The 12,626-nt window shown below is 68.8% G+C and carries 12 protein-coding genes; 5 read left to right on the forward strand and 7 right to left on the reverse strand.

The features are described 5' to 3' along the window. Positions 1-42: 42 nt before the first annotated feature. Together AB8810_RS08055 and AB8810_RS08060 are read right to left on the reverse strand one after the other, a co-directional pair. Entirely contained in the window at positions 43-267 is a 225-nt protein-coding gene (locus AB8810_RS08055) for a YbdD/YjiX family protein (protein WP_064539465.1), read from the reverse strand. Further along, a complete protein-coding gene (locus AB8810_RS08060; protein ID WP_191825691.1) occupies positions 267-2,339 on the reverse strand; it encodes a carbon starvation CstA family protein in 2,073 nt (690 codons plus the stop codon). The genes AB8810_RS08055 and AB8810_RS08060 overlap by 1 nt, the downstream gene beginning before the upstream one ends. Before the next feature lie 487 nt (positions 2,340-2,826). On the opposite strand from AB8810_RS08060, the gene AB8810_RS08065 reads away from it, so the two are divergent. Continuing rightward, a complete protein-coding gene (locus tag AB8810_RS08065; RefSeq protein WP_179566095.1) occupies positions 2,827-3,687 on the forward strand; it encodes a pirin family protein in 861 nt (286 codons plus the stop codon). A gap of 120 nt (positions 3,688-3,807) precedes the next feature. Here the strand turns inward: AB8810_RS08065 and AB8810_RS08070 are convergent, their stop codons facing one another. Beyond that, the gene (locus AB8810_RS08070) at positions 3,808-4,278 is read right to left on the reverse strand and encodes a hypothetical protein (protein WP_179566093.1); all 471 of its coding nucleotides are present in this window, start codon (positions 4,276-4,278) and stop codon (positions 3,808-3,810) included. 374 nt (positions 4,279-4,652) lie between these two features. Between AB8810_RS08070 and AB8810_RS08075 the strand changes: the two genes are divergently transcribed. Continuing rightward, a complete protein-coding gene (locus AB8810_RS08075) occupies positions 4,653-4,928 on the forward strand; it encodes a hypothetical protein (RefSeq protein WP_369916165.1) in 276 nt (91 codons plus the stop codon). A gap of 204 nt (positions 4,929-5,132) precedes the next feature. Here AB8810_RS08075 and AB8810_RS08080 read toward each other — a convergent pair whose 3' ends face one another. Beyond that, on the reverse strand, positions 5,133-6,002 hold the full coding sequence (locus AB8810_RS08080) for a pirin family protein (protein WP_369916167.1): 870 nt from the start codon (positions 6,000-6,002) through the stop codon (positions 5,133-5,135). 355 nt (positions 6,003-6,357) lie between these two features. Between AB8810_RS08080 and AB8810_RS08085 the strand changes: the two genes are divergently transcribed. Then, complete coding sequence (locus tag AB8810_RS08085) at positions 6,358-6,744, forward strand: hypothetical protein (protein WP_179566087.1); 387 nt, start codon at positions 6,358-6,360, stop codon at positions 6,742-6,744. 138 nt (positions 6,745-6,882) lie between these two features. Here AB8810_RS08085 and nfi read toward each other — a convergent pair whose 3' ends face one another. Continuing rightward, positions 6,883-7,599 carry a deoxyribonuclease V gene (gene nfi / locus AB8810_RS08090; RefSeq protein ID WP_179566085.1) on the reverse strand — a complete coding sequence of 239 codons (717 nt, stop codon included), beginning with the start codon at positions 7,597-7,599 and terminating at the stop codon, positions 6,883-6,885. Between the two features lie 347 nt (positions 7,600-7,946). Between nfi and gpmA the strand changes: the two genes are divergently transcribed. Together gpmA and AB8810_RS08100 are read left to right on the forward strand one after the other, a co-directional pair. Beyond that, the gene (gene gpmA, locus AB8810_RS08095) at positions 7,947-8,696 is read left to right on the forward strand and encodes a 2,3-diphosphoglycerate-dependent phosphoglycerate mutase (protein ID WP_179566083.1); all 750 of its coding nucleotides are present in this window, start codon (positions 7,947-7,949) and stop codon (positions 8,694-8,696) included. 63 nt (positions 8,697-8,759) lie between these two features. After that, entirely contained in the window at positions 8,760-8,993 is a 234-nt protein-coding gene (locus AB8810_RS08100; RefSeq protein ID WP_372530421.1) for an SHOCT domain-containing protein, read from the forward strand. A 25-nt stretch (positions 8,994-9,018) separates the two neighbouring features. Here AB8810_RS08100 and AB8810_RS08105 read toward each other — a convergent pair whose 3' ends face one another. Both AB8810_RS08105 and AB8810_RS08110 read right to left on the reverse strand, forming a co-directional pair. After that, positions 9,019-11,013: a glycoside hydrolase family 127 protein gene (locus AB8810_RS08105; RefSeq protein ID WP_369916170.1), complete on the reverse strand. Its 1,995-nt coding sequence runs from the start codon at positions 11,011-11,013 to the stop codon at positions 9,019-9,021. A 37-nt stretch (positions 11,014-11,050) separates the two neighbouring features. Then, on the reverse strand, positions 11,051-12,451 hold the full coding sequence (locus AB8810_RS08110; RefSeq protein ID WP_191825686.1) for an MFS transporter: 1,401 nt from the start codon (positions 12,449-12,451) through the stop codon (positions 11,051-11,053). Positions 12,452-12,626: the final 175 nt, after the last annotated feature.

A 12,626-nucleotide genomic window follows, 5' to 3' on the forward strand; every position in this document is an offset into this window, starting at 1 on the left:
CAGCCGAATGGCTGGTCATCCCCAATCCCGAATCCCGGCACCTCAACAACAACGAAACCCGCTCTTGCCGCCATAGCGCGCTTCCTGGCGCTCGCGGAAGAAGGTCTTGTAGTCCATCGGTTGCCGGTCGGGATGTTTCTCCAGCACGTGGCGCACGTAGTTGTCGTAGTCGGGAATGCCGCAGCACAGCCGCGCGGTCTGCACCAGGCGCCGCCACAGTCGGCGGTGCGCCTGGTATTGCCCGACCGGAACCAGGTCGTTGCTCATCACACGTCCGCCATCTGGTGCGGCTGCAGCGCCACGTACGCGGTTTCCTTGTCGCTGCGCTGCGGGTTGCGGCGCGCGGCGAGGATGGTCTTGACCGAGTAGATCAGGATCGAGAACACCACGAACAGGAACAGCGCGGTCAACCCGGTGTTGACGTAGGCGTTGGTGACGATCTGCTGCATCTGCGGCACGGTCTTGGCCGGTGCGGTGATGGTGCCGCTGGCGATCGCCTCCTGGAACTTGTGCGCCTGCGCCAGGAAGCCCTGCGCCGGGTTGGGGTCGAAGATCTTGATCAGCCCGGCGTAGGTGGTGCAGATCAGCAGCCACAGCGCCGGCACGATGGTGACCCAGGCGTAGCGGTCGCGCTTCATCTTGAACAGCACCACGGTGCCCAGCATCAGCGCGATGCCGGCGAGCATCTGGTTGGAGATGCCGAACAGCGGCCACAGCGTGCGGATGCCGCCGTACGGATCCTTGACCCCGGTGTAGAGCAGGTAGCCCCACAGCGCCACGCAGCCGCCGGTGGCGACGATGTTGGCGCCCCACGATTCGGTCCGCTTCAGCGCCGGCACGAAGTTGCCGAGCAGGTCCTGCAGCATGAAGCGCCCGGCGCGGGTGCCGGCGTCGACCGCGGTGAGGATGAACAGCGCCTCGAACAGGATCGCGAAGTGGTACCAGAACGCCATCATGTCCTCGCCCGGCAACAGCTGGTGCAGGATCTGCGCGATGCCCACCGCCAGGGTCGGCGCGCCGCCGGCGCGGGCCAGGATGGTGGTCTCGCCGATGTCGCGGGCAGTGGCTTCGAGCACTTCAGGAGTGATCGCGAAGCCCCATTCGCTGACCTTGGCCGCGACCGCGACGACGTCGCTGCCCACCATCGAGGCCGGCGCGTTCATCGCGAAATACACGCCCGGCTCGATGATCGAGGCGGCGACCAGCGCCATCACCGCGACGAACGATTCCATCAGCATGCCGCCGTAGCCGATGTAGCGCATGTGGCCTTCGTTGGCGAGCAGCTTGGGGGTGGTGCCTGAGGAGATCAGCGCATGGAAGCCGGACACCGCGCCGCAGGCGATGGTGATGAACAGGAACGGGAAGATGCCGCCGGTCCACACCGGGCCCATGCCGTTGTGCGCGTACTGGGTCAGCGCCGGCATCTTCAGGTCGGGCATGACCACCAGGATGCCGATGGCCAGGGCGATGATGGTGCCGATCTTGAGGAAGGTGGACAGGTAGTCGCGCGGCGCCAGCAGCAGCCATACCGGCAGCACCGAGGCGACGAAGCCGTAGCCGATCAGCATCCAGGTGATCTGCACGTCGGTGAAGGTGAAGGCCGGGCCCCAGGTCGGATCGGCGGCGACCTTGCCGCCGAACCAGATCGCGGCCAGCAGCAGGATCAGCCCCACCACCGAGATCTCGCCGATCTTGCCGGGGCGGATGTAGCGCATGTACACGCCCATCATGATCGCGATCGGCATCGTCGCGATCACCGTGAACATGCCCCACGGACTCTCCGCCAGCGCCTTGACCACCACCATCGCCAGCACCGCCAGGATGATGATCATGATCAGGAACGCGCCGAACAGGGCGATGGTGCCGGGCACCTGGCCCATCTCCTCGCGCACCAGGTCGCCGAGCGAGCGGCCGTTGCGGCGGCTGGACAGGAACAGCACCACGAAGTCCTGCACCGCGCCGGCGAACACCACGCCGACCACCAGCCACAGCAGGCCGGGCAGGTAGCCCATCTGCGCGGCGAGCACCGGGCCGACCAGCGGTCCGGCGCCGGCGATGGCGGCGAAGTGGTGGCCGAACAGCACGTGCTTGTTGGTCGGCACGTAGTCCAGGCCGTCGTTGTTGAGCACGGCGGGCGTGGCCCGGGTGGGGTCCAGCTGCATCACCTTGGTGGCGATGAACAGGCTGTAGAAGCGATACGCGATCAGGTAGATCGAGACCGCGGCGACCACGATCCACAGCGCGTTGATGTGTTCGCCGCGGCGCAGGGCGATGGTGCCCAGGCAGAACGCCGCCAGCACCGCGAGCGCGGCCCAGGCCAGTTTGGAAAACCCTTTCATGCAGATCGCTCCCCCACAAGATTCCCGCAAGGGTCGCCCCGATGGCCTGGGGGGTCAATGCCGGGACAGACGATGGCCCTAGTACTTTGGTCGTAGTCGGCGCCGTATTCGACGATCGCGCGGGTCGCGGGGACGCATGCCAGGCCGTGGCGATGGGGAAGGCGGTGGGTCGAGACGGACTTTGCCTGATCGCTAGGCATCGCGCGGAGCATCGGGTGCAAGAGCGCGGCTGCGGGATAGGCGGGCTTGGCTGCAGTCGGGACTGAAGTCCCTCCCACAAGAGCGTTATGGCCGGCACGCGCACCGGCATCGGCATCGGCACCCGCATCGCGCCCAAACGCGCCGCGCCGACACTCCCGGCGTAGCCGGTGCACCCGGCGCGAGGCTGGCCGGCGCCCCTGCGATGGAACGATGGGTTGCGCCGATCGCGATTGGCCGCCGACGGCGGCGCGCCCATATACGGTGCTTCACCAGGAGATCGCCCGCCATGACCGACACCCTCACCGCCGCGCCCGCGCGCATCGCGCGCACCATCCGTGGCCGCGCCACCGCCGACGGCGACGGGGTCAGGCTGACCCGCGTCATCGGCGGCGGCGAACTGCCCGAACTGGACCCGTTCCTGCTGCTCGACGAATTCGGCACCGACCGCGCCGAGGACTACATCGGCGGTTTCCCCAGCCATCCGCACCGCGGCTTCGAGACCGTCACCTACATGCTCGACGGGCGCATGCGGCACAAGGACAACCACGGCAACGAAGGCCTGCTGACCCCGGGCAGCGTGCAGTGGATGACCGCCGGCCGCGGCCTGGTGCATTCGGAGATGCCGGAGCAAGAGTCCGGGCGCATGCGCGGCTTCCAGCTGTGGGTGAACCTGCCGGCGCGCGACAAGATGACCGCGCCGCGCTACCAGGAATTCGCGCCCGAGCGCATCCCGCTGGCGCAGCCGGCGCCGGGGGTGACGGTCAAGGTGATCGCCGGGCAGGTCGGCGACGTGCACGGGCCGATCGTGCAGCCAGCCACCGATCCGCTGTATCTGGACATCGCGCTGGACGCCGACGCGCGCTGGGACCACCTGTTGCCGGCCGGGCACAACGCGTTCGCCTACGCCTACGAGGGTGCCGCGCTGCTGGGCGAGGGCGAGGCCGCGCGCGAACTGCCGGCGCAGACCCTGGCCGTGCTCGGCGGCGGCGACCTGCTGCAGTTGCGGGCGGGCGCGGCGGGCGCGCGGCTGATCCTGGTCGCCGGCCGGCCGTTGCGCGAGCCGGTGGCGCGGCACGGGCCGTTCGTGATGAACACGCGCGAAGAACTGATGCAGGCCTTCGTCGATTTCCAGGAAGGGCGGTTCTAGCGGCCCGGGATGGCGATCGGCACGCCATGAAACCCTGTAGGAGCGGCTTCAGCCGCGACAGGTCCTACCCGGAGGGATTCTGTCGCGGCTGAAGCCGCTCCTACAGGGGCGTCGCCAGGTTCAGCGATCCAGCGCCACACTGGTCGGACGCATATCCAGTCCCTGTACCAGCGACTGCAGCGATTGCAGCTCCTGCACGTCGCCGGCATCGATCCAGACCTGGGCGTAGTGGTCCTTGCCCAGCTCGACCACGGTGACCCGGCGCGAGGCCAGGCCCGGCGCATCGACTCCGCCCAGATCCGGCCGGTACCAATGCACGCTCTCGCCGGCGATGCTGCCTTTCTCTTCGCGCAGGTTGCGCGCCAGCGGGATGTTCGGATCGCGCGAGGTCAGCATCATGCCGAGCACCTGGCGGCCGTCGGCGGCCGTCGCGCGGCACACGATGAAGCCCTTGTCGCTGCGCTCGCTCCACTGCAGGTTGGACTGCGGCGGCAGTTGCGGACAGTTCTGCGCCTGTTGCGCCATGGCCGTGGCCGCCGCCAGCACGGCAGGCAGGACCGACAGACCGGTGAGCCAGTTTGCAACCCTCATTCGCGATGTCCCCATGCACCGCCGCGTTGCGACGGTATCGATCTTCAGCGCACGCCGACGCAGGCGCACGGCACGTCACCCTCATTCCTTTGCGGGATCCGCGTGCAGTGCATACCCCTACGCAATGCGTGTCCCGGTGTGCGGCCGCCATTTCCCCGCCGCTGCCCGAACCATAGCCCAGCGAGCGGCACTTGACAATTGGAATGCGGGTCGAAAACCCGCGCGCCGGCACCGGCGTGGGGCGGCGCTCGCCTGAATGCAGTCAGTGGGCGGTGGCCGCTGCGGCGCCCGCGCCGCGTTGAAGCAGGGGATGCCGCCGCGCCAGCAGGCGCATTGCGGTGTCGTCCTTCCATCCCTGTAAAGGAGTACAGCCCATGCCCAGCATCGATCCGCGCAGATTCGTCATCGTCGCCAGCTACCTGTCGCCCGGCGTCGCCGTCGGTGGCGGCGGTTTCGTCATCGTCGGCGGCAAGGTGATCAAGGTGCCGCCCAAGGGCCTGCGCCAGCTGCAGGCGGTCTACACCCTGCTCGAGGCCAGCGACGGCGTAAGCAACAAGACCCTGGCGCAACAGCTGCAGCAGCTTGCGGTGGACTTGGTCGACGACGCGGTGCCGGCAAAGGGCCGCGTCGCGGCCGCTGCGGCGCGCTAGCGCGTTTCGCGATCCGCTTTTGACGCACTGGGAAAGCGACTCCGGGTGGCCTCGCTCATCGGTCGCGACGGGCCTGACCGATGGTGCCCGCGGCGACGGGCGACACCGGGCCGCCCGGCGTCGCTCCCTCGGGTCGCGGCGTCCTGGTCGACATGCCGCGATGCGCGGCGCCGCGCCCGAATCGAGCCGGTCGCGCCGGCCGCCTTACTTGCCCGGTTCGGGCAGCGGAATGAATTCCTGGTCGTCGCCGGGGATCAGCCCGAAGCGGCCCTCGCGCCAGTCCCGCTTGGCCTGCTCGATGCGCTCGGTGGAGCTGGACACGAAGTTCCACCACAGGTGGCGCGGCCCGTCCAGCGGCTCGCCGCCAATCAGCATCGCCTTCAGCGGGGTCTTGGCGCGCAAGCGTCCGCGCGCGCCGGCTTCCGGCAGCACCAGGTACCGCGCGGGGATGTCCACGCCGTCCAGCTGCGCCTCGCCTTCCAGCACGTACAGCGAGCGCTGCACGTGGCCCGTGTCCAGGTCGATCTCCGCGTCCGCGTCCAGGTCCAGCGCCACGTTGAGCGTGTCGGCGAACACCTTGACCGGCGATTCCTCGCCGTAGGCGCGGCCGGCGATCACCCGCAGCCACACCCCGTCGCGGCGCTGCTGCGGCAGGCTGGCGGCGGCATGGTGGTAGAACGCCGGCGCGGTTTCCTCGGCCGATTTCGGCAGCGCCACCCAGGTCTGCATGCCGTGCAGCGGATGCGGCTGCGCGCGCAGCGATGTAGGCGTGCGCTCGGAATGGGCGATGCCGCGGCCGGCGGTCATCCAGTTGACGTCGCCGGCGCGGATCACCTGGTCCGAGCCGAGCGTGTCGCGGTGGCCGATCTCGCCGGACCACAGGAAGGTCACCGTGGCCAGGCCGATATGCGGATGCGGGCGCACGTCCACGCCGTGGCCGGGTTCGAAGATCGCCGGGCCCATGTGGTCGATGAACACGAACGGGCCGACGCTGCGCGCCTGCAGGCTGGGCACCGAACGGCGCACTTCGAAACCGCCGATGTCGTGGACGCGGGGAGCGATCAGGGTGGGCATGCGCGGCCTCGCGGACGTGGGAACAAGGGGCACGAGCTTCGCATGCGCGATGGCCGAAGTGGGAGCGTTGCGGCAAGACGGACTGTCCCGGGCCGCAGTGTTTACTGTGTCGCATGGGGCGAGTCCTCCCAAGGCTGGGTCGGCGTTGCGCCGCGATTGGCATGCGTGTCGGCATGCCAGACTAGCGAAATCGCATAATGCTGAAGGGCGCGCGTTTTTTGTCTGCAAATTTGTAACTTTGGGTGATGTTATCGACGGCGAACCGGAATAATCGGGCGCTGCCGGCCGGGGCCGTCCCGGCCTGCAGCGTTGCAGCGTGCTCGCTGCATTCCTTCCCCAACTCGAGAGCATCCTGATGATCCGTTCGTCGAAATCCAGCAATACCGTCACCGCCGTGCTGTCGATCGCGATGGCGCTGGCGGCGTTTGCCGCCGTGCCGGCACAGGCGCAAAGCGCCGACATCAATGTCCCCACCGTGATCATCAACAACCTGTGGAACGCCAAGGCGTTGCTGGTGGCGGGCGGGCAGGGCGGCGGATGCTATCCGGTCAACAACGGCGGCCGCGTCGCCGGCCCGACGCTGCGTACCAATATTCGTTACACCGCGATCGGCATGAGCTCGGCCAATTGCGCCGGCGGAACCGGCCTGGCCAGCGTCAACCTGCAGTTCTTCGCGCGCCCGCGCCCGGCCGGCATGTACATCCAGATCGTCAACGGCGGGATCAACATCGGCAACCGGTAGTCGCCAGCGATGCCCGCCGCCGGCCATGCGCGATCGACGCGTGGCCGGCGGCATCGCATCGCGCTGCTGCAGGCCGTGCTTGCCGCCGCCGCGCACCGCGCAGGCGGCACCCGACGCATCGATGCGTAGCGGCTGGATTCAGAACAACTGCCCGCTCTCGGCCGCCTGCATCGTGACCTCGCCGCGGCGCGAGGCCAGCCGGTCGGCCAGGCGGGTCGGCTCCGGCAGCCGGTAGCCGCGCAGGTAGCGTTGGGTCCAGTCCAGCGCGCTGTCCACCGCGACGCGGTGGCCGGGCGAGACGATCAGCGGATTGCAGCGCGGCTTGCTGCGCAGCGCCCAGCCGACGGTGTCGCCGCGGTGCACGATGGGGCTGCGGTCGCCTGCCTGCGGCCCGGGTTCGTCATAGCGTCCGGCCAGCAGTTTCTTGGCCACGCCGATGCTGGGCAGGCCGGTGACCACGCCGAAGTGCGCGGCGATGCCGAGCCGGCGCGGATGGGCGATGCCCTGGCCGTCGACGAACACCAGGTCCGGACGCTGCCGCAACAGGGCCAGCGCGGCCAGCAGCGCCGGCAGTTCGCGGAAGCTCAGCAGTCCCGGCACGTAGGGCATCGAGGTCGGCACGCGGGCGATCTCGGCCTGCTGCGGCTGCAGGGTGTCGGCGTCGATGAGCACGGCGGCGGCGCGGGTGATGCGGCCCTCGTCCTCGAAGCCGACGTCGAATCCGGCCAGCCAGCGCGGCGGGTCCGGCACTTCGTCGTGCAGCCGCACCTGCTTGGCCAGCGTGGCCTGCAGCGCCCGCGCCTGCACGATGCTGCCGTCCCAGTCGCCGAAGACCTTGTGCGAAGAAGTGTCCATTTGCGAATGATCGCGCCGCATTCGTGGCCGTGGCGTGGAGGAGCTGGGAATGGGGAAACGAGAATGGGGAATCGTCGAAGCATGCTCCTGATCGATGTCTGGCGACGAGAGGCCACGGTCTCGACGAGAGGGTGACGGTCGTCGGCGCCGATCCGCTTGCGTTCCAGCGCAGCGTTAGCCCGGCGTGCCCTTTGTAGGAGCGGCTTCAGCCGCGACAGATCGCCAGACGGCAAAGCGCGCCGGAACGCCAAGCCGTTTCCATTCCCCATTCCCGACTCCCCATTCCCAGCCACCGGCTACAATCCAGGACCGCACGACCCACGCATCCCCCAACGGAGACCGTCGCAGTGACCCGCAAACTCGTACTGTTGCGCCATGGCCAGAGCCAGTGGAACCTGGATAACCGCTTCACCGGCTGGGTGGACGTGGATCTCACCGAGCAAGGCCGCCAGGAAGCCGCCGCCGCCGGTCGCCTGCTGCGCGAGGAGGGGCTGCAGTTCGACGTGGCGCACACCTCGGTGCTCAAGCGCGCCATCCACACCCTGCAGGGCGCGCTGAAGGAACTGGACCAGGACTGGCTGCCGGTACACAAGAGCTGGCGCCTCAACGAACGCCACTACGGCGGCCTGCAGGGCCTGGACAAGGCCGAGACCGCGGCCAAGCACGGCGAGGAGCAGGTCAAGATCTGGCGCCGTTCCTACGACATCCCGCCGCCGCCGATGGAGGCCGACGATCCGGGCCATCCGCTGCACGACCGCCGCTACGCCACGCTCGACCGCAACGCGTTGCCGGCCACCGAGTCGCTGGCGACCACGCTCGAGCGCGTGCTGCCGTACTGGCACGACGCGATCGCGCCGCAGCTGAAGGCCGGACAGACCGTGCTGGTCACCGCGCACGGCAACTCGTTGCGCGCGCTGTACAAGTATTTGAACGGCGTCTCGCGCGAGGAAATCCTGGAACTCAACATCCCCACCGGCATCCCGCTGCTGTTCGAGCTTGACGACGAGTTGAAGGTGCAGTCCTACCGCTATCTCGGCGATCCGGAAGCGGCGAAGAAGGCGGCCGAAGCGGTGGCCAACCAGGGCAAGGCGAAGTAACACCCGCGCGGCACGCGCCGCATCAAGGAGGATGGGATGGGTGGATTCAGCATTTGGCACTTCGTGATTCTGTTCGTCGTACTGGCGCTGCCGGTGCTGGTCTTTGCGGCGGTATGGCTGGCCATGCGTCGCGACCAGCGTGCGCAAGCATCCCAGCGCGCTGCTTCGCCGCCGCCGTTGCCACCGGCGGCATCGGTGGAAGCGCGGCTGCGCGCGCTCGAAGCATTGCGCGCGCAGGGTCTGATCGACCAGGCGGAGTACGAACGCCGGCGCCAGCAGATCCTCGCCGAGTTGTGAGCGCGCCGCGCGGCGGCGCGCGGGCTCAGTCGTCGCCGCTCGCGTCCACCCACACCCGCATCTCGCCTTCGCCGCGGTTGGCCCAGGCGAAGTAGGGCACGAAGGTCAGGGTCTGCGTCTGCCGCGACGGCGGCGGCGCGTCGTAGCGGTACAGCGGCGAGGCGTCGGCCTGCGCGTCGTCGTGGCCGTGCAGGCGTTCGCCTTCGGCCTGCAGCAGCACCTGGCCGGCCAGCGTGCCGCTGCCGGGTTCGCTGCGGATCGCCGCGTCGGCGGGCAGGCGCAGCTGGTGCAGCTGCGTGCCGTTGTCGGCCTGCTCCAGGCAGTAGACCAGCGGCCCGCGCTGCAGCGCGACCTTGCCGGCCAGATGGCGCACGCGCGGATGGCCGCTGACCCGCATCGGCGGCATCGGCAGGTGCAGGTGCAGGGTGTCGCCGCGCTGCCAGCGCCGGCGCAGCACGCAGTAGCCGTGCTGCAGATGCGCCTCGATCGCCACCGCTTCGCCGTTGAGTTGCAGTTGCGGCGCACGGCACCAGTCAGGCAGGCGCAACGCCAATGCAGCTTCGATCGGCGCCTCGCAATCCACGCTCAGTTCCACCTGTTCCTGCCACGGGTACTCGCCACGCTGGCGCAGGGTCAAGGTCTGCCCGTCCACGTCGAACGCGGCGTCGCTGCCGACGTACAGATTCACGTAGAGCGTGTCGTCGCGGCGGGTGTAGATGTAGTGGCCGAGCGAGGTCAGCACGCGGGCGATGTTCGGCGGACAGCAGGCGCAGCCGAACCAGCGCTGGCGCACCGGCTTGACGTGGTCGAAGCCGTGGTTGCCGTGCACGGTGGGCGGATGCACTTCCAGCGGATTGACGTAGAAGAAGTGGCGCCCGTCCAGCGCCATGCCGGCCAGCACCGTGTTGTACAGCGCCCGCTCCATCACGTCGGCATAGCGGCTGTCCGGCGCCAGCTGCAGCATGCGGTTGGCGAACATCATCAGCCCGATCGAGGCGCAACTCTCGTTGTAGGCGGTGTCGTTGGGCAGGTCGTAGTCGACGCTGAAGGCTTCGCCGTAGCTCTGCGCGCCGATCGCGCCGGTGAGGTACAGCTGCCGCTGCGTGGTGTTCTCCCACAGCCGCTCGCAGGTCGCGCGCAGTTCGGCGTCGCCGCTGTGCCGCGCCAGGTGCGCCACGCCGGCGTACAGGTAGACGAAGCGCACTGCGTGGCCGACCGCGGTGGTCTGCAGCGCGACCGGCACGTGCGCCTGGCTGTAGGCCTTGTCCTCGATCATCCACGCCGGCCCATGGCCGCCCCAGAAGAAGCTGCGCCCGCGCTTTTCGTATTCTTCGTCGTAGTAGTGCGGCGCGGTGCCGCGCTGCTCGACGAAGTAGCGGGTCAGCGCCAGGTAGCGCGGCTCGCTGGTGGCTTCGTACAGGCGCATCAGCGCCAGTTCGATCTCCGGATGCCCGGGATAGCCGTGCAGCTGCGCGGGGCCGGGGCCGAAGGTGGCGTCGATGTGGTCGGCGAGCCGGCACACGATGTCCAGCAGCGCGCGCTTGCCGGTGGCCTGGTGGTAGGCGACGCCGGCCTCGATCATGTGACCGGCGCAGTACAGCTCGTGGCATTCGGCCAGGTTGGTCCAGCGCTGCTCCGGCGCCTTCACCGTGAAATAGGTGTTGAGGTAGCCGTCGGCCTGTTGCGCGGCGCCGATCAGTTCGATGGTGGCGTCGGCATCGCGCTCCAGCGCCGGATCGGGATGCTGCGCGAGCAGGTAGGCCACCGCTTCCAGCCACTTGGCCACGTCGCTGTCCTGGAACACCATGCCGTAGAACGCGCCGTCGCTGCGCCCGGCGGCGATGCGGAAGTTCTCGATCGCGTGGCTGGGTTCGGCATCGGCGACGTTGTCGTTGAGCGCATCCCATTGGTACGGCAGCACCACGTCCTGCACCAGGCGTTGGTAGCGCTGCCAGAACGGGTCGGCGATGCGCAGGCGGTCGAGCGGGAGTTCGGGCGGCGGGGCGAGCGAGTGCGGCATGGAGGCGGCGATCCTGTGGGGAGGAGGAGGGGAGCGGTCAGTGCACCGGGCGCGCGGCCAGATCGGCACCGATCTCGGCCAGCAGCGGCCGGCGCAGGCGGCAGCGGTAGATCACCGCGGCCAGCAGCAGGTGCAGCGCGGCGGGAATCAGCGTTTCCAGCAGGGTGATCGCCTGCAGCGAGGCGGCGGTCTGGTGCTCGGCGCCGGCGCGGTAGCCCACGCGCACGAACAGGTAGCTGATCACCACCGCGCTCGAGGCCCAGGCCAGCTTGATGCAGAACAGGTTGAAGGCGAAGTTGATGCCGGAGGAACGGATGCGGTTCTTCCACGCGCCGTAGTCGTCGGCGAAGGCCATGATCGAGAAGTGCAGCGGCAGCGCGAAGCCCAGCACCAGGCAGTTGACGAAGATCAGCCCCAGCCACAGCGTCTGCTGCGCCGGCCCGGTGGGCATGCACCACTGCAGCACGCCCAGCGCGGCCAGCGCCAGGTTGGTGTGCAGGTACAGGGCCAGCGGATCGAAGCGGCGGCACAGCGCGTTGACCACGAGCGCGCCGAGCACCGTGGCCAGCGCCACCATCGCGAAGAACAGCGAGGTGTAGCCGGCGCCGCCGCCGAGCACGTAGTTGATGAAATACAGATAGCCGCCGCCGCGGATGTTGAACACGTTGATCAGCAGGAACGACATCAGCAGCACCAACCGCATCTGGTCGTTGCGCAGCAGCCCGCGCAGGTGTTCGCCGATGCCGGCCTCGCCCAGCAGGCTCACCGGCACGCGCTCGCGCACGGCGAAGAAGCAGCACAGGAACATCGCCACCGCCAGCCCGCTGAGCACGCCCACGCCGAGCTGGTAGCCGTGCGCGGCATCGCCATTGCCGAGCACCCGCACCAGCCACGGCAGCCCGACCGAGACCAGGAAGCCGGCGATGCCGCACAGCACGAAGCGCCACGACTGCGCCGACACCACTTCGCGGTGGTCGCCGGTCATGCTGTTGATCAGCGCGCAATACGGCACGTTGATCGCGGTGTAGCACAGCGACAGCAGGAAATAGCTGGCGAAGGCGTAGGCGACCTTTGCTGCGTAGCTCAGCTGCGGGGTGCTGAAGGTCAGCACGCAGGCGATGCCGATCGGCAAGGCGATCCACAGCTGCCAGCCGCGGAAGCGGCCCCAGCGGCTGCGGGTGCGGTCGGCGAGCAGGCCCATCAGCGGATCGGACACCGCATCGGCGATGCGCAGCACGGTGAACAGCGTCCCGACCAGCGCCGGGGTCAGGCCGAACACGTCGGTGTAGAAGAACGTGAGGAAGTTGGCGATCAGGCAGGTGACGATGGTGCCGCCGGCATCGCCCAGGCCATAGCCGAACTTTTCCAGGCGCGAGAGTCGGTGCGTGGCGGCCTGTTCGGCGCCTGCGGCAACGGGGCCAACGGCGGTCGCATTCAACGGGACGGTTCCTGGCGGGCGCGGGAGGCGGCGCCACCGCAAAGTCGCATGCCGCCGGCATCGGAACAAGAGCCGGCGCGGTATAAAAACGGTACGATTCCGACCTGCATGGCTGCAGTGGCGCTCGCGGCGATGCCGTGCGTTATTTGCTGCAGTGCAGCGTGCCATTCTCGCC

The sequence above is a fragment of the Xanthomonas sp. NCPPB 3005 genome (assembly GCF_041228095.2).
In the GTDB taxonomy this organism is placed as follows: Bacteria; Pseudomonadota; Gammaproteobacteria; order Xanthomonadales; family Xanthomonadaceae; genus Xanthomonas_A; species Xanthomonas_A bonasiae.

Bases quoted from the DNA above. Each gene is read 5' to 3' on its own strand.
- AB8810_RS08055 (WP_064539465.1), bottom strand. From the start codon at position 267: ATGAGCAACGACCTGGTTCCGGTCGGGCAATACCAGGCGCACCGCCGA.
- AB8810_RS08060 (WP_191825691.1), bottom strand. From the start codon at position 2,339: ATGAAAGGGTTTTCCAAACTGGCCTGGGCCGCGCTCGCGGTGCTGGCG.
- AB8810_RS08065 (WP_179566095.1), top strand. From the start codon at position 2,827: ATGACCGACACCCTCACCGCCGCGCCCGCGCGCATCGCGCGCACCATC.
- AB8810_RS08070 (WP_179566093.1), bottom strand. From the start codon at position 4,278: ATGAGGGTTGCAAACTGGCTCACCGGTCTGTCGGTCCTGCCTGCCGTG.
- AB8810_RS08075 (WP_369916165.1), top strand. From the start codon at position 4,653: ATGCCCAGCATCGATCCGCGCAGATTCGTCATCGTCGCCAGCTACCTG.
- AB8810_RS08080 (WP_369916167.1), bottom strand. From the start codon at position 6,002: ATGCCCACCCTGATCGCTCCCCGCGTCCACGACATCGGCGGTTTCGAA.
- AB8810_RS08085 (WP_179566087.1), top strand. From the start codon at position 6,358: ATGATCCGTTCGTCGAAATCCAGCAATACCGTCACCGCCGTGCTGTCG.
- nfi (WP_179566085.1), bottom strand. From the start codon at position 7,599: ATGGACACTTCTTCGCACAAGGTCTTCGGCGACTGGGACGGCAGCATC.
- AB8810_RS08105 (WP_369916170.1), bottom strand. From the start codon at position 11,013: ATGCCGCACTCGCTCGCCCCGCCGCCCGAACTCCCGCTCGACCGCCTG.